Annotated in this window: 15 protein-coding genes; 10 read left to right on the forward strand and 5 right to left on the reverse strand. The window is 64.3% G+C overall.

Translation table 11 applies throughout. The features are described 5' to 3' along the window. Positions 1–119 precede the first annotated feature (119 nt). The 5 genes from pseI to pseC are packed head-to-tail and all read right to left on the reverse strand — an operon-like array spanning position 120 to position 4,602. Entirely contained in the window at positions 120–1,181 is a 1,062-nt protein-coding gene (pseI, locus tag Q3Y64_RS02290; RefSeq protein WP_303559868.1) for a pseudaminic acid synthase, read from the reverse strand. Beyond that, positions 1,171–1,701: a UDP-4-amino-4,6-dideoxy-N-acetyl-beta-L-altrosamine N-acetyltransferase gene (gene pseH, locus Q3Y64_RS02295; RefSeq protein WP_101942658.1), complete on the reverse strand. Its 531-nt coding sequence runs from the start codon at positions 1,699–1,701 to the stop codon at positions 1,171–1,173. The genes pseI and pseH overlap by 11 nt, the downstream gene beginning before the upstream one ends. Further along, a complete protein-coding gene (gene pseG, locus Q3Y64_RS02300) occupies positions 1,698–2,756 on the reverse strand; it encodes a UDP-2,4-diacetamido-2,4,6-trideoxy-beta-L-altropyranose hydrolase (RefSeq protein ID WP_303559871.1) in 1,059 nt (352 codons plus the stop codon). Before pseG ends, pseH begins: the two co-directional genes overlap by 4 nt. Next, a complete protein-coding gene (gene pseF, locus Q3Y64_RS02305; protein ID WP_303559877.1) occupies positions 2,753–3,445 on the reverse strand; it encodes a pseudaminic acid cytidylyltransferase in 693 nt (230 codons plus the stop codon). The genes pseG and pseF overlap by 4 nt, the downstream gene beginning before the upstream one ends. Continuing rightward, a complete protein-coding gene (gene pseC, locus Q3Y64_RS02310) occupies positions 3,442–4,602 on the reverse strand; it encodes a UDP-4-amino-4,6-dideoxy-N-acetyl-beta-L-altrosamine transaminase (RefSeq protein WP_303559879.1) in 1,161 nt (386 codons plus the stop codon). Before pseC ends, pseF begins: the two co-directional genes overlap by 4 nt. 162 nt (positions 4,603–4,764) lie before the next feature. Between pseC and Q3Y64_RS02315 the strand changes: the two genes are divergently transcribed. The 10 genes from Q3Y64_RS02315 to Q3Y64_RS02360 all read left to right on the forward strand — a co-directional run bounded on the left by Q3Y64_RS02315 (position 4,765) and on the right by Q3Y64_RS02360 (position 15,246). Then, a complete protein-coding gene (locus Q3Y64_RS02315) occupies positions 4,765–5,103 on the forward strand; it encodes a P-II family nitrogen regulator (protein WP_101942798.1) in 339 nt (112 codons plus the stop codon). Positions 5,104–5,170: 67 nt separating this feature from the next. Next, positions 5,171–5,602: a heme-binding protein gene (locus Q3Y64_RS02320; RefSeq protein ID WP_303559882.1), complete on the forward strand. Its 432-nt coding sequence runs from the start codon at positions 5,171–5,173 to the stop codon at positions 5,600–5,602. A gap of 55 nt (positions 5,603–5,657) precedes the next feature. Then, complete coding sequence (gene aroC / locus Q3Y64_RS02325) at positions 5,658–6,791, forward strand: chorismate synthase (protein WP_303559884.1); 1,134 nt, start codon at positions 5,658–5,660, stop codon at positions 6,789–6,791. A 28-nt stretch (positions 6,792–6,819) separates the two neighbouring features. Beyond that, entirely contained in the window at positions 6,820–7,974 is a 1,155-nt protein-coding gene (locus Q3Y64_RS02330; protein WP_101942800.1) for an MFS transporter, read from the forward strand. Beyond that, the gene (locus Q3Y64_RS02335; RefSeq protein ID WP_101942664.1) at positions 7,967–8,797 is read left to right on the forward strand and encodes a M48 family metallopeptidase; all 831 of its coding nucleotides are present in this window, start codon (positions 7,967–7,969) and stop codon (positions 8,795–8,797) included. The genes Q3Y64_RS02330 and Q3Y64_RS02335 overlap by 8 nt, the downstream gene beginning before the upstream one ends. A 246-nt stretch (positions 8,798–9,043) precedes the next feature. Further along, complete coding sequence (locus Q3Y64_RS02340) at positions 9,044–9,853, forward strand: response regulator (RefSeq protein ID WP_101942665.1); 810 nt, start codon at positions 9,044–9,046, stop codon at positions 9,851–9,853. A 2-nt stretch (positions 9,854–9,855) separates the two neighbouring features. Further along, positions 9,856–11,691: an ATP-binding protein gene (locus Q3Y64_RS02345; RefSeq protein WP_303559886.1), complete on the forward strand. Its 1,836-nt coding sequence runs from the start codon at positions 9,856–9,858 to the stop codon at positions 11,689–11,691. After that, positions 11,688–12,641 (forward strand): TRAP transporter substrate-binding protein, encoded by a 954-nt coding sequence (locus Q3Y64_RS02350; protein ID WP_303559888.1) that lies wholly within the window; start codon positions 11,688–11,690, stop codon positions 12,639–12,641. Before Q3Y64_RS02345 ends, Q3Y64_RS02350 begins: the two co-directional genes overlap by 4 nt. Further along, entirely contained in the window at positions 12,638–13,924 is a 1,287-nt protein-coding gene (locus tag Q3Y64_RS02355; RefSeq protein WP_303559890.1) for an ATP-binding protein, read from the forward strand. Before Q3Y64_RS02350 ends, Q3Y64_RS02355 begins: the two co-directional genes overlap by 4 nt. After that, the gene (locus Q3Y64_RS02360; protein WP_303559892.1) at positions 13,921–15,246 is read left to right on the forward strand and encodes an HD domain-containing phosphohydrolase; all 1,326 of its coding nucleotides are present in this window, start codon (positions 13,921–13,923) and stop codon (positions 15,244–15,246) included. The genes Q3Y64_RS02355 and Q3Y64_RS02360 overlap by 4 nt, the downstream gene beginning before the upstream one ends. Positions 15,247–15,250 lie beyond the last annotated feature (4 nt).

Consider the following 15,250-nt stretch of genomic DNA (forward strand, 5'->3'; position numbering starts at 1 on the left):
CGGGGCGGGTCTCCACGAGAACCCTGGCCGACGATCCGGTTGGTGTAGGGCTGACTTCAATCAGCAAACCATGCGTGTCGCGCGACTGAAGTTCCGCCTAGATGGACCTTTACCCGTGCCTACAGCCCCTCAATCACTTCTACTCTTACCGGCGTGCAGGCGGCCACGTCGGCCAGCACACGCTTGCCGATCACCGCATCGAGATGCTTGGGCGGCAGGCCAAAGCCGGGGCGCACGCTGCGCACATCGTCCGGGCCGATCACATCGCCCGCTTTAAGAGCGCGCACGAAGTAGAGCGAGCGGCGGAATTTGACGTTGCCTTGCTCGCTGGATTTGCGGCCGTAATCCACCCGGCCCAGCGCGCGCCAGGCGGTGGCGGAATCGCGGCACAGGGCGACGAGGCCATCGGGCTCCAGCGAGAAGCTGTCGTCCGGGCCGCCGCCGGAGCGATCCAGCGTGAAGTGTTTTTCAAGGATGGCGGCGCCGAGTGCGACGCTGGCTATTGCGGTGGTGTTGTCCAGGGTGTGGTCCGAGAGACCGACCACGCAGCCGAAGCGCGCGCGCATGTCGGCAATCGTGGCGAGGTTGTAGTCCTCGGCCGGGGCCGGGTAGCCGCTCACGCAGTGGAGCAGTGCGAGCTCGCGGCAGCCGCCGCTGCGTGCGGCGTCCACTGCCTCGGCGATTTCTTCGGCATCGGCCATGCCGGTGGAGATGATCATGGGCTTGCCGGTGGCGGCGGCGTAGCGGATCAGGGGCAGGTCGATGGCCTCGAAGGAAGCGATCTTGTAGGCCGGCGCGCCGAGGTCTTCGAGCAGGTCGATTGCGGTGCGGTCGAAGGGCGAGCTGAAAATCGTGACGCAGCGCTTTTTCGCATGGGCGAAGAGCGGGGCGTGCCATTCCCAGGGCATGTGAGCCTGCTGGTAGAGCTGGTAGAGGGTCTGGCCATCCCACAGGCCGCCGTGGATCTGGAAGTCTTCACTGGCGCAGTCGAGCGTGAGGGTGTCCGGCCGGTAGGTCTGCAGCTTGACGGCACTGGCGCCGGCCGCGACGGCTGCGTCGATGATGGCGAAGGCGGTGTCGAGACTGCCGTTGTGGTTGGCAGACATTTCGGCGATCACATAGGGCGGGTCTTCGCGCGAGATGCGCCGGCCGGCGATGTGGATGCTGTGCTCAGTCGTCATTGGCAGCCTCTGGGTTGTAGTGTTGCCACTCGTGGCGCAAGAGGCCGAAGCAGTGCACATCGAAATAGTGTGTCCCGTCGTGATACTGCTCGCGCAAAACGCCTTCGAGCTGGAAGCCGAGCTTGCGGTGAAAGGCAAGCGAGCGGGGGTTGTCGGCGATCACCTGGCCACACAGCTTGTGCAGACTCAGGGTTTCAAAGGCCCAGTCAAGGGCGGCGCGGCCCATGCGCAGGCCGCTGCCATTGGGCGCTTCGGGGGCCCGGTAGAAGCCCCAGTCCGCCATTTTCGGGTTTTGCAGCTGGCTGAAATTGACGTGGCCGAGTGGGTTGCCAGCTTCCTCATAGATCAGCAGAAAGCGTTCGCTCAGGTGCTGTTGGCTAGCGAACCACTTGGCGTGTTCGGCAGGCGTGATCTCGCTGCGGCGGAACATGGCCACGCGCACCGAGGGATGGTTGCGCCAGGCCAGCAGCAAGGGGAGGTCGCGCTCTTCAAGCGGGCGCAGCAGGCCGGTGATTTTCATGACAGCTCCTTCATGGTCCGCACTACGCGTTGCGCACCAAGGCCGTCGCAGATAGCAGCGGCGCTGGCGCTGAGGGTGGAGAGACGGGGCGGGGCGAGTTGTGCGAGGCCCGCAGCCAAGTCTTCCGGCCGCTCGGCGAACAGAGCAGCGCCGGCCTCGAGGAGTGCTTGCGTACCGGCGCGCTGGTTCTCGGCCTGGATCAGCAACACGCTGGGCACGCCCAGGCAGCAGCGCTCCCAGGCGCTGCCGCCGGCCGCGCCGATGACGAGATCGGCGCTGGCGAGGTGGCGGGCCATGTCTGCCACATTGATTTTCACTTCGGTCGCCCAGGGCATTTGCACAGCCAGGCCCCGGGTCTCCTGCTGCCAGGGGTTGGCCGCGCCGAGGATCACCGTGATACGGCAATCGGTGGGTAGCCGGCTGCCTTGCAGGGCTCGCAGTACGGCGCCGCTGAGGTTGTGTGCATCGGCGCCGCCGAAGCTGATCAGGATGTGCCGGAGCGCAGGCACTTGCCGGTGGCGCAGGCTGCGCGTGCGGGCGGTGGCGAATTCGTCGCGCAGCAGGGCGTAGTGCGGGCCGGCCAGCACGCGACAGGTGGCGGGCAGCAAGCTGGCATAGTCGCTGGTCTGGCGGCCGAGATTTTGATCCAGCAGCAGATCGGCCACATGTGCGCGGTCGGCCAGATCGTCGATGACCAGCAGATGCCGGCCGCTTCCGCGCAGCGCGCTTTCCCACTCGGCGGCAAGTGCGTAGTGATCGGCGATGAGCCAGTCTGGCCGCAGTGCGTCCAGCGCGCTGCGGCAGGCGGCGGCGTCCTGTTCCTGACTGAAGGCTTCGCTGGCCGGCAACTCGTGCGCGGTGAAACCGGCGGCGCGGATTTGGTCGAGCAAATGGCCGGGTTCGCCGCGGCACAGGAAATGGCAGTCGCTGCCCTCGGCCTGCAGGGCTTGGGCGAGGGTCAGGCAGCGCATCACGTGGCCGCTGCCGAGGGTGAGGCTGGCGTCGCAGCGAAAGGCGACGCGCCCGATCCGCCGGGGCAGGGCCGTGATACTCATAGGCCGGCCTGCATGGCCTTGAAGAGCCATTCGGCACGCAGCCAGTCTTCGGGCGTGTCGATGTCCTGTACGCGGTGGCGCGGTACCGGCAGGCCCAGCGAGCGCGGCGAGAAGATTGGCGTGCCGGCCAGCCAGGCCTCGCGGCGGCCCCAGTAGAACTGGCCGGCGTCGTGCCAGGCTTCTTCAAGATCCTGCGAGCGGGTGGCGAAATGCTCGGGCTGGAACATGCTCACATGCTGCGCTTCGTCGAGGCGCACCGCGCGCTGGATCGGGAAGGGATAGCGGGTGACCGGGAAGGCATAGTCGGCATCCGAATCCTGCAGGCGTTCGAGCCCAGCGCACAGGTCGTCCGAACTGGCGAAGGGAGCGGTGGCATAGAGACAACAGACGAGCGTGGGCGGCGTGCCGGCGGCGTCGAAATGGCGGATGGCGTGGGCGATCACGGCGGTGGTGCCGGTGTGATCGTCGGAGAGCTCGGGCGGGCGCATGAAGGGCGTGCTGGCGCCGAGGTTGCGGGCGGTGGCTGCGATTTCCTCGTCGTCAGTCGATACGATGATCTGGTCGAAACAGCCGGCGCGGCGCGCGGCCACCACGGACCAGCCGATGATCGGGCGGCCGCAGAAGTCTTTCAGATTCTTGCGCGGGATGCGTTTGCTGCCGCCGCGCGCCGGAATTACGCAGAGTTTCATCGTTGGGCCTCGGTCAGCACTTCGCGCAGGGCGGCGGCTACTTCGTTCTGCTCTTCTTCGCTGAGGCCGGAGTAGAGCGGCAGGCTGATGGCCTCGCGGTAATAGGCTTCGGCTTGCGGGAACTGGCCCGCCGTGAAGCCCATGGCGCGATACCAAGGCTGCAGGTGTACCGGGATGTAATGCAGGTTCACGCCGATGCCGGCGGCGCGCAGCGCTTCAAACACGAAACGATGCTGGGCGGCCTCCTGCAGGCGGATCACATAGAGATGGCGGGCGGATTCGCTCACTGTGGCCTGCACCGGCAGGGTGAGCGGCAGGTTTGCCAGCAACTGGTCGTAGCGCAAGGCGAGCTGTTGCCGGCGCCGTACGAATTCGTCCAGCCGGGAGAGCTGGCTCAGGCCCAACGCCGCCTGCAGCTCGGTCATACGGTAGTTAAAACCGAGCGTGATCTGCTCGTAATACCAAGGTCCGTCCGGGGGCTGACCCATCTCGCCGGCTTCGCGGGTGATGCCATGGCTGCGCAAGAGCTCCATCTGGCGGGCCAGTTGTGTATCGTTGGTGAGTGCCATGCCGCCCTCGCCGGTGGTGATGATCTTTACCGGGTGGAAGCTGAAGACGGTGATGTCGCTGTAGCGGCAGTTGCCGACCGGCTCGTTCTGGTAGCGGGCGCCGATGGCATGCGAGGCATCCTCGATGATGCGGAAGCCGAAGCGCACACTGAGCGCGTGGATGGCGGCCATCTCGCAGGGCTGACCGCACAGATGCACCGGAATCACGATTTTAGGAAGGCGGCCCAGGGCCTCGGCTTCGAGCAGCTTCGCTTCCAACCGCTGGGGGCAGAGGTTGTAACTGACCGGGTCGATGTCGACAAAATCCACGCTGGCGCCGCAGTACAGCGCACAGTTGGCGCTGGCGACGAAGGTCGTCGGGCTGGTCCACAGCGCATCACCCGGGCCGAGGCCCAGCGCCAGGCAGGCGATATGCAGCGCCGAGGTGGCGCTATTGACTGCCACCGCATGGGCAGCACCGCAGTGGTCGGCAATGGCGGCCTCGAAACGGGGGACGACTGGCCCTTGGGTCAGCCAGTCCGACCGCAGCACCTCGCTGACGGCGGCGATATCGGCCTCGGAAATGTCCTGTCTGCCATACGGAATCATGTGCGATGGTCCTCCTCTACCCGCGTCATTGTGCCCCGCGGCCAGTACTCCAGAGTATGCGATATGGCACTGGTTTACCGCCTGTTTTCGGTGCCTTGCATTTCCGGTGCGCCCCTTGTTGGCTATACTCCGGGCCTCAACCTGTTGGACTGGAGACCAGCCGTGAAAAAGATCGAAGCCGTCATCAAGCCCTTCAAACTCGACGAAGTGCGCGAAGCCCTCTCCGAAGTAGGCATCACCGGCCTGACCGTGACTGAGGTCAAGGGCTTTGGTCGCCAGAAGGGTCATACCGAGCTGTATCGCGGCGCCGAGTATGTGGTCGATTTCCTGCCCAAGATCAAGGTCGAGGTGGTGGTGGTCGACGAGATCGTTGATCAGGCCATGGAAGCCATCATCAAGGCCGCTCACACCGGCAAGATCGGCGACGGCAAGATCTTCGTGTCGAGCGTCGAGCAGGTGGTGCGCATCCGCACCGGCGAAACCAACGAGCAGGCAATCTGAAGCTGGCTTGCTCCGTTCGAGGCCCCGCAGTGCGGGGCCTTTGTTTTTTGACTGAAAGGATTTCCACATGAGCACGCCACTTCCCCCGCGCTATGGCGCCCCGATCACGCTCGAAGAGGCGCAGCGCGTGATGGCCGCTGCGGTGGCCGAATGCCAGCGCCAGGGGGACTGGCCGATGGTCATCGCGATTGTCGATAGCGGCTCGCATCTGAAGCTCTTTCAGGCGCTGGATGGTGCCCAGCATGCGAGCCTCGCGGTGGCGCAGGCCAAGGCGGTGACGGCCAACAATTTTCGCCGCCCGACCAAGCTGCTTGAAGAGGTGGTGGCGGGGGGCGGGATCGGCCTGCGCATGCTCTCGATGGACGGCGTGTGCACCGTGGATGGCGGCCTGCCTTTGTTCCGCAAGGGCGAAGTGATCGGTGCTATTGGTGTCTCCGGCATGAATGCGCTGCAGGATGCGGTGATTGCCGCGGCGGCTGTGGCCGCACTGGCCGGGTGATTCGGCAGGGGCGCGTGATAAAATCCGCGCCCTCACAGGATGGATTGGAACGCCCATGTCCGGCAGCACTTTCGGCACGCTCTTCACGGTCACTTCTTTCGGCGAATCGCACGGCGCGGCCATCGGCTGCGTGGTGGACGGCTGCCCGCCGGGACTGGCGCTTACTGAAGCCGACATCCAGCTGGAGCTGGATCGCCGCAAACCGGGCACCTCGCGCCATGTCACCCAGCGCAAGGAACCGGACGCCGTCGAGATCCTCTCCGGCGTGTTCGAGGGCAAGACCACTGGCACCCCGATCGCGCTCTTGATCCGCAATCAGGATCAGAGAAGCGGCGACTACTCCAAGATCATGAACACCTTCCGCCCGGGCCATGCGGACTACGCCTACGAGCACAAGTACGGCGTACGCGACTACCGTGGCGGCGGCCGTTCCTCGGCACGCGAAACCGCCGTGCGCGTGGCAGCTGGGGCGATTGCAAAGAAGTGGCTGCGCGAAAAACACGGCATCGTGATCCGTGGCTTCATGAGCCAACTGGGTGAGATTGAGATTCCTTTCCAGAGCTGGGATGAAGTTGGCAACAACGCCTTCTTCGCGCCGAATGCCGGGATCGTGCCGCAGCTCGAAAGCTATATGGACAAGATCCGCGCCGAGCGCGATTCCATCGGCGCCAAGATTGATGTTGTGGCCACCGGTGTGCCGCCGGGCTGGGGCGAGCCGGTGTTTGATCGCCTGGACGCCGACATCGCCTACGCCATGATGAGCATCAACGCCGTCAAGGGCGTGGAAATCGGCGACGGTTTCGGCGTGGTGGCCCAGCGCGGCACCGAGCATTGCGACGAGCTCACGCCTGAGGGTTTCCTGTCGAACCATGCCGGCGGTGTGCTGGGCGGGATCTCGTCCGGGCAGGATATTCATGTTTCGATCGCCATCAAGCCGACTTCCTCGCTGCCGCAGGAGCGCCGCTCGATCGACCGAGACGGCAATCCGGTGATGATGATGACCACTGGGCGCCACGACCCCTGCGTGGGCATCCGTGCCACGCCGATCGCCGAGGCCATGCTGGCTCTGGTGCTGATCGATCACGCCTTGCGCCAGCGCGCGCAGAACGCCGATATCACGCCGCCGCTGCCGAAGATCGCTGCGCTGGCGCCGGCTGGGCAGCAGGCCATCCCTTCGCCGCGTGACTGAGGCGGGCCTGCAGGGCGGGGCCGGGCGCGTGCCCTTTGCGCGCCTCTCCGCCTACTACTTCTTCTACTACGCTTTCATCGGCGTATTCATGCCTTACTTTGCGCTCTATCTGCAAGGGCGCGGCTTTCCTTCGGCGCAGATCGGTTTCCTGCTCTCGATCATGCAGTGGATGCGCCTGGCTGCCCCCAATTTGTGGGGCTGGCTGGCCGATCGTGCCGGCCGGCGCATGCCGGTGATGCGTATCGCGGCTTTGTGCTCCTTCTGCGGTTTTCTTGGCATCTGGCTCGGTGAAGGCCTGTGGAGCATTGCCCTGGCGCTGGCCGTGATGGGTTTTTTCTGGACCGCCCAGAGCCCGCTCGCCGAGGCCACCACTTTTGCGCATCTGGCGGGCCGCCATGGCTATGGCAGAGTGCGTGCCTGGGGCTCCTTTGGTTTTGTGGTGGCTGTACTGGGCATGGGCTGGTGGCTGGAGCGAGCCAGCATCGATTGGGTGATCCATGCCGGAATCGTGATGCTGGCGGCCATCGTGCTGACCTCGCTGACGGTGCCGGAGGCTCCACCGGCAGACAAGCGCGCGAGTGGTGGCAGCCTTCTGAGCATCTTGCGCCGGCGCGAGGTGCTGGCGCTGCTGGTGTCCTGCATGTTGATGACGGCTGCGCACGGTGCGCTCAACGTGTTTTACTCGATCCATCTGGTCGAGGCGGGTTACGGTAAGAGCGTGGTGGGCCTGCTGTGGACCCTCGGAGTGCTGGCCGAGATTCTGGTCTTCATGTGGGCGCCGCGCCTGATGGGGCGGTTCCGCCTGCGCAGCATGTTGCTTCTGGCGCTGCTGGTGGCGGTGGGGCGCTTTGCGCTGATCGGCTGGGGCGTCGAATGGATCGGTTTGCTGCTGGGTTTGCAGCTTCTGCATGGCATCACCTTCGGCCTCAACCATATCTGCGCGATCTCGGCAGTCAGCAAATGGTTCGCCGGGGCACATCAGGCCCAGGGGCAGGCGCTGTATGGCAGCATTTCCTTTGGCGCCGGCGGCATCATCGGCAGTCTGGTGAGCGGGGCCTTGTGGGATGGTGTGGGCGGTGGCTGGACCTTCACCGCCAGCTCGGTGTTTGCGCTGCTGGGGTTTGTGGTTTTGTGGCTGGGCTGGCCGGCCCGCCTTGGTGAGGGAGAGAAACGGGATGCGTGACAAGATAGCTCCTTGGGCCAGCGCCGCCGTGCTGCTGGCTGCGGTGGTTGGCTGCCAGACGGTGCAGACCACCAATCCCGGCGTGGTGGGCGTGACGCGCGAGCAGCGCGTGTCCTCGCTGATCGATCGGGGCCAGTTCAATCAGCAGTCTGCCTTGCAGTACAAGCAGGTACTGGGTGGCGAGCAGAAGAAGGGCGCGCTCAACAAGGATCCGGAGCAGGTGCAGCGCATCCGTACGATTGCTGACCGGCTGATTCCACAGGCCGAGGTCTTCCGCCCTGAAGCCGCCAAGTGGAAGTGGGAAGTGAATGTGATTACGTCCAAGGAGCTCAATGCCTGGTGCATGCCCGGTGGCAAGATCGCCTTCTATACCGGCCTGATCGAAGGCCTGAAAGCCAGTGACGACGAACTGGCCCAGGTGATGGGCCACGAGATCGCCCATGCCCTGCGCGAGCATGCGCTGGAGCGGGCCTCCTCGGCCGCCACGGCGGGGCTGGGAATGTCCATCATCGGCATTGCGCTGGGCGCTTCCTCTGGGACGATGGACCTGGCCAGTGTGGTCTATAACGTCACCTTCGAGTTGCCGAACTCGCGCGAGCATGAAACCGAGGCGGATCGCGTCGGCATCGAACTGGCTGCGCGCGCGGGCTACGATCCGCGCGCGGCGGTTACGCTGTGGCAGAAAATGGGCAAGGCCAGCGAGGGCGCGCCGCCCAAGTGGTTATCCACGCACCCGGCTTCCGCGGATCGCCAGGCTGATCTCAAGGTGTATGGCGACAAGGTCATGCCGCTGTACGAACAGGCCCGCCGGGGAAACCGATAAATATCGAGGGTGCGCCCAGGCTGTTCGATCAGGTCGGCTAGCCTGTGCGCTTCAGCTCACCGCCACGGCCCCTTGTGCAGGGGCCGTTTTCACGTCTGCCGGCCGGATTTCGTGGTGCTGCCCCTTTAGGCGGCTCACCGGCTTTCAAGGCCGCTCCCAAAGTTGCCGATAAGCCTCCAGGGGGCTGGCGCCTGGACATCCGTCCTGCGCGCAAACCCGCCAACACGAGGGGAGCTTTCCGCAGCCATGGAAACGATCCAGGGGCCGGGCGATGCGCGCATCGAGATCAAGCCGGCTGTGCTGCTGCTGGTCGATGACGAGGAGAACATCCTCTCCGCCTTGCGTCGCCTCTTGCGTCGGGACAACTACGTCATCCTGACGGCCTCGAGCGGGGAGCAGGGGCTCGAGATCCTGGCCCACGAAAAGGTCGACCTGATCGTGTCGGATCAGCGCATGCCGGGCATGCTGGGCACGGTCTTCCTGCATAAGGCTCAGGCCTCCAGTCCCGATAGCGTCCGCATCATTCTCTCCGGTTACACCGATCTCGATAGCGTGACTGCCGCCATCAACGAGGGTGCGGTCTACAAATTCCTGACCAAACCCTGGGACGACGAAATCCTGCGCCTCTCGATCAGGGAGGCCCTGCATCACAAGTGGGTACAGGATGAGAATCGAATGCTCCAGGGCATGCTGGTTACAGTGAATGAGGAGCTTGCAGTGGCCAATCGGAAACTCGCCGAACAGGCTGAATTTGCCGAAGCTTCGCTTGCGGCCACCCAGGAGTTGCTGCATGCCTTGCCGATGCCACTACTTGGCGTGGGGGCGGACGGCCTGCTGATGTTTGCCAATCACGCCGGACTGGTCCTGTTCAGCGAGGCGCTGCAGTTATGTCGCCCGGCGGCGACCCAGTTGCCCGCCGAACTAGCGGTGCTGATCGCCGATCCGGCACAGAAATCTTGCCGGTTCGCACTCGCCGGGCAGGTCTATCAGGCCCAGATCCAGAGCATGCCCCATGCCGAGCGCGGGCTCATCATTGCCATTACCCCGGTGCGTTGAATATGGATACGCTGCAGACAGGGGACTCCCGGCAAAGCTTTCTGCTCCTTGATCTGATCGAGGTCGGAGTGCTGGTCATCGAAGGCGAATCCCTGCTCTTTGCCAACAGTGCTTTCCTGCGTACGGTCGGTCTGGAGCGCAGCGCCCTGCAGGGGCATGGTTTGCGTGAGTTGGCAGGAGAGTCCTGGATCGATTTCACGCTCGGGCAAAGCTGGGCCGATGCCTTGCCCTGGCCGATGGCCGATGGCAGCGATCGCTGGTTCGAGGTGAGTCTGCAGCCGAGCCTGTTTGGTGGGCGCCCGGTACAGATCGCCACCTGTATTGATGTTACGACCCGGATGCGTGCAGAGAGTGCCGAGGCATCAATGCTGCAGATGCTCACCGAGATCATCGAGAGTTATCCGGTGGGGACTTTCGTGCTCGATCGCGAGCATCGCATCAGCCACTGCAACCGTGCCTGCGAGATCATCACCGGGCTCTCGGCCAATGACATCATCGGCCGTGACGATGCCGGTCTGGCCCTTGGCGTTGCGCGTGGCGAATGGCTGGCTGACAAGGTGATGGGGCCGGTTGATGAGGCCTTCCTGCGCCAGCGCTATCAGGGGCGCTTCTGGCCTTCGCCGACGGCCGAGGGGGGCTATGAGGCCGAGATGTTCTTTCCTGCCCACGGCAAGCAGTCCGCCCGCTGGCTGCATGCGGCCGCCGCCCCGCTGCGCGATGCGACCGGACAGATCGTGGGCGCCATCGAAACCCTCATCGACATTACGGCTCGCAAGGCCGTGGAGGCGGAATTGCAGAACGCGCATCAGGCCGCCGAGAGCCTGGTGGCGGAGCGCACGCGCGAGCTGCAAAGTGCCAAGAGCGAGCTGGAGCGAGACATCGCCCGTCGCGAGGAGCTCGAGCTGACTATGCATGAGCATCTGCGCGAGGTTACGCGCCTGAACTCGGAGCTCCATCTGGCCCAGGATCAGCTCATCCAGAGCCAGCAGCAGCTCGTGCAGAACGAGAAGCTGGCTTCCATTGGTCAGCTGGCGGCGGGTGTGGCGCATGAAATCAACAATCCCATCGGCTATGTATTCTCGAATTTCGGCAGCCTGCAGCTCTATCTGGATGATTTGCTCGGCCTGCTCGATGCCTATGTGGCAGCCGAGGGAATGATCGGCGATGAAGCCCTGCGCGCCTCACTGGCGGCACTGCGCGAGAAGATCGATCTGGCTTACCTGAAAGAAGATGTACTCGATCTCATGCGTGAATCGCGTGAAGGGATCGAGCGGGTACGCAAGATCGTGCAGGATCTCAAGGACTTCTCCCACGTTGATGCCAGTGCCGACTGGCAGTGGGTGGATCTGCACCGTGGTCTCGAGTCGACGCTCAACGTGGTCAATAACGAGATCAAGTACAAGGCTGACGTGATCCGCGATTACGGTGTGCTGCCGCAGATCCAGTGCCTGCCCTCGCAGCTCAATCAGGTTTTCATGAATCTGCTGGTCAATGCCGCCCATGCCATGCCGGAGGGGCGGCGCGGCAGCATCACGGTGCGGTCGCGGGCCGAGGACGGGCAGGTTCGGGTAGAGATTGAGGATAATGGCAGCGGCATGGCGCCGGAGGTCATGCAGCGCATCTTCGATCCCTTCTTTACCACCAAGCCGGTTGGCAAGGGTACCGGACTGGGCCTCTCGCTCTCCTTCGGGATCATCCGCAAGCATCACGGCCGCATCGAGGTCAGCTCCACTCCGGGCGTCGGCACCTGTTTCACGCTGCATCTGCCGGTACAGCAAGCCGGGGATGCCGCGGACAGTGACCCCGATATACCAACGGGGGCGGAGGAGCGGCCATGAGCACCGGCTTCAAGACTCTGCTGCTGGCCCACCATACCGGTGACACTTCCGCTGCCGGCCGGGCCATTGCCGATTTTTCCGGTCGCGTGGCCCAGCGCAGCGGCGGTCTGCTGAATATTGCCGACATGCCCGGCAGCACCCTGGGCAATATCCCAGCCTTGCTGCGTCTGGTGATGGACGGGCAGGCTGACATGGCTTTCGCCCCCTTCGATCGCCTGTGCGAGCTGATTCCCAAGTTCGGCTTTGTCGGTATGCCTTTCGTGTTCGACGACCTGGCCCATGCCGATCGTGTGCTCAATGGCCCCTTTGCCGACTGGGCCCTGCCGGATCTTCTGCAACGTGGCCTGCACAGCCTTTCGAGCTGGGAGTGGGGCAGGCGCCAGATCAGCAACCGCGTGCGCCCGCTGCAAAAGCCCGCCGATCTGGCCGGGCTGCGCATCCGCGTGCCACCAATCGCCATCAATCTTGACGCCATCCAGGCCCTGGGGGCGATGCCGGTGGTGGTCGAGTTTGCCCGCCTGATCCCGGCCCTGCGGCAGGGCATGGTGGATGGCCAGGAAAACCCCGTGGCGATCATCCACGGCTATCGTCTCTACGAGCAGCAAGGCTATCTGAGCCTGCTCGATTACAGCTACGGCGCCATGCTCCACATCATCAACCGGCGCAGTTTCGAAGCCCTCAGCGCCGAGCACCAGAAGATCCTCGCTGAGGAGTCCCGGCGGGCCGGGCAGGCGATGCGCCTCGCCCTGCGTACTGAGGAACTCAGCCAGATCGAAGCCTTGCGTACTGCCGGCATGCGTATCGAGCGGCCTGATCCGCAGCCTTTCCGCATCGCCCTGCAGCCTGCGCGCGAACGCCTTATCGAGCGCTTCGGGGCTGCGCGCGGGGGCAGCTTCCTCGCCATGGTCGAGCATCTGCGCGCAGCCCCTGCCACGGAGGATGCTGCATGAGCCAGGCTTGCCCGCTGCCCGCTGCACCGGCTTTTCTCACTTGCCTGCTCGATACCCTGACCGAAGGAGCACTCGGGATCGATGGGCAGCATCTCATTACTTACGCCAACCGTGCCGCCTGCGCCCTGCTCGGCTATTCGGCGCAGGCCTTGTGTGGTGCCAGTCTGCACAGCCTGCTGCAACCCAGGCATGCCGACGGCAGCGCCTATCCGCCGGAGCAGAGCCCTTTTGCGTGGCTTGAGCGTGGTGGTGCCTTCTGCTTCATCGAAGACGTTTTCTGGCAGGCCAATGGCCAGGCACTGGATGTGGAAATCACGGCCAATCCGCTGCGACCTGGCGAGCCCGGCGCCGGTGCAGTGGTGATCTTTCGCGATATTGCCGAGCGCAAGAGCAATCAGGCGGCCTTGCTGAAGGCCTTTCAGGATCTGGACACGCTCAACGAGCGCCTCGAGCAGGCTCATGGCCAGCTCCTGCAGAACGAGAAGCTCGCTTCGGTGGGCCAGCTCGCAGCTGGCATGGCTCACGAGATCAACAATCCGATCGGCTTCGTATCCTCCAACCTCGGCAGCCTCGACAAGCATATCCAGGCCTTGCTGCGCTTGATCGAGCATTACGAAGTACTTGAACGCGATGGAGCGCTGGCCGCTCCGCAGCTGGAAAGCCTGGCCCTGCTCAAGCGTTCCATTGATTACGACTACCTGCGTGAGGATGTGCAGGATCTGCTCCAGGAATCCCGCCAGGGTGTTGAGCGGGTGCGCCGCATCGTCAAGAGCCTGAAGGACTTCTCACGCGAGGGCGTGGAATACCAGTGGGGCGAGATCGATCTTCACCACTGCCTGGAGAGCACGCTTGATGTGCTGGCGCGCGAGTTCGACGGGCGCTGCGAGCTGCATCGGGAATATGGCGACATCCCGCCTGTGTTCTGCCTGGCCTCCGAGATCAACCAGGTGTTCATGAGCGTGCTGCTCAATGCGGCGCAGTCGATTCAGACGCAGGGCCGCATCACGGTGCGCACCACGCTGGAGGGGGAGCGGGTGGTGATCAGCATCGAGGACAGTGGTTGTGGTATTGCGCCCGAGGTGCTGCCGAATATCTTCGACCCCTTCTTTACCACCCGCTCGGTGGGGCAGGGCAGCGGGCTTGGGCTTTCCGTGGCCTACGGCACGGTGCAGCGGCATGGTGGTGATATTGAAGTGCACAGCACGCCCGGTGCCGGTACCCGGGTGCGCATCCTGTTGCCGCTGCGTGGCGGCGCAGCCCATCTTCAGGGAGGCAAGCCATGAGCGAACTGTTGCCTGCCACTGGCTGGCCACCGGGCTTCACGGCCGCGCCAGTACTGCTGCTGGTCGATGACGAGCCTAATGTGCTCTCAGCCCTGCGCCGCCTGCTGCGGCCCAGTGGCTACCAGCTGCATCTGGCGGGCAGTGGCGCGGAGGCCCTCGAGCTGCTTTCCCGCGAGCCGGTGGATCTGATCGTGTCGGACATGCGCATGCCCGGCCTGAGCGGCGCCGAGTTGCTGGCCCAGGCGCGCGCACACTGGCCGGATACCCTGCGCATCCTGCTCACCGGTTATGCCGAGGTCAGCTCGGCGATTGCGGCCATCAACGAGGGCGGCATCTATCGCTACATCGCCAAGCCCTGGAATGACGAAGAGCTTCTCAAGACGCTCCAGCAGGCGCTCGAGTTGCGTGGCCTGCAGGCCGAAAAACAGCGCCTGGAAGCCCTTACCGCGCACCAGAACGCCGCGCTGCGCGAGCTCAATGCGACGCTCGAAGACAAGGTGAGAATCCGCACCGAGGAGCTGCGCATCGCCAATCAGGAAATCTCGCTGGCGATGGAGAAGTTGCGTAAAACCTTCTTCACCTCGGTACAGGTGCTTTCCAATCTGATCGAGATGCGTGCCCCGGCACTGGCCGGGCATAGCCGGCGGGTGGCCGATGTCGCGCGCAAACTGGCCGAGAAAATGGGGCTGGGTGCCGATCTGCAGCACGAAATCCTGCTTGCCGGCCTGCTTCACGATATCGGCAAGATCGGCTACCCGGACGCCCTCTTTGGCACTCCGCTGACACGCATGAACAGTGACGAACTCGGGATTGCGCGCAAGCATCCGATCAATGGGGCGGCGGCCCTGATGTCGATGCCGGATATGCGTGGCGTGGCCGACATCATCCGCAGCCACCACGAGCGCTGGGACGGGCAGGGTTTTCCGGAAGCGCTCGCGGGCGAAAAGATCCCGCTCGGTGCGCGCATCCTGGCGCTGGCCAATGATTACGACGGCGCCCAGCTTGGCACTCTCAGCGCCAAGCGAATGACGCCGGAAGAAGCCAAACAGTGGGTCATCGAAGGGCGCAAGTTCCGCTACGACCCGGATGTGGTCGATGCCTTCGGTCAGCTCATCGGCAAACTGCCACGCCAGACCATCATCGAGCGCCGCCTGAGTGGCGCCGAGCTGGAGGCCGGCATGGTGCTCTCGCGTGATCTGCATAGCCCGGACGGCATGCTGCTGCTCGCAACCGAGTATGTACTCGATGACTTGCTGATCCGCCAGATCCGCGATTTCGAAGAATCCTTCGGCCGCCGTCTGGTGGTGTGTGTGCGGGTATGAAGCC

This window comes from Uliginosibacterium sp. 31-12, assembly GCF_030548425.1.
In the GTDB taxonomy this organism is placed as follows: domain Bacteria; phylum Pseudomonadota; class Gammaproteobacteria; order Burkholderiales; family Rhodocyclaceae; genus Uliginosibacterium; species Uliginosibacterium aquaticum.

Coding starts and splice junctions, on each gene's coding strand:
- pseI (WP_303559868.1), bottom strand. CDS start 1,181: ATGACGACTGAGCACAGCATCCACATCGCCGGCCGGCGCATCTCGCGC.
- pseH (WP_101942658.1), bottom strand. CDS start 1,701: ATGAAAATCACCGGCCTGCTGCGCCCGCTTGAAGAGCGCGACCTCCCC.
- pseG (WP_303559871.1), bottom strand. CDS start 2,756: ATGAGTATCACGGCCCTGCCCCGGCGGATCGGGCGCGTCGCCTTTCGC.
- pseF (WP_303559877.1), bottom strand. CDS start 3,445: ATGAAACTCTGCGTAATTCCGGCGCGCGGCGGCAGCAAACGCATCCCG.
- pseC (WP_303559879.1), bottom strand. CDS start 4,602: ATGATTCCGTATGGCAGACAGGACATTTCCGAGGCCGATATCGCCGCC.
- Q3Y64_RS02320 (WP_303559882.1), top strand. CDS start 5,171: ATGAGCACGCCACTTCCCCCGCGCTATGGCGCCCCGATCACGCTCGAA.
- aroC (WP_303559884.1), top strand. CDS start 5,658: ATGTCCGGCAGCACTTTCGGCACGCTCTTCACGGTCACTTCTTTCGGC.
- Q3Y64_RS02335 (WP_101942664.1), top strand. CDS start 7,967: ATGCGTGACAAGATAGCTCCTTGGGCCAGCGCCGCCGTGCTGCTGGCT.
- Q3Y64_RS02340 (WP_101942665.1), top strand. CDS start 9,044: ATGGAAACGATCCAGGGGCCGGGCGATGCGCGCATCGAGATCAAGCCG.
- Q3Y64_RS02345 (WP_303559886.1), top strand. CDS start 9,856: ATGGATACGCTGCAGACAGGGGACTCCCGGCAAAGCTTTCTGCTCCTT.
- Q3Y64_RS02350 (WP_303559888.1), top strand. CDS start 11,688: ATGAGCACCGGCTTCAAGACTCTGCTGCTGGCCCACCATACCGGTGAC.
- Q3Y64_RS02355 (WP_303559890.1), top strand. CDS start 12,638: ATGAGCCAGGCTTGCCCGCTGCCCGCTGCACCGGCTTTTCTCACTTGC.
- Q3Y64_RS02360 (WP_303559892.1), top strand. CDS start 13,921: ATGAGCGAACTGTTGCCTGCCACTGGCTGGCCACCGGGCTTCACGGCC.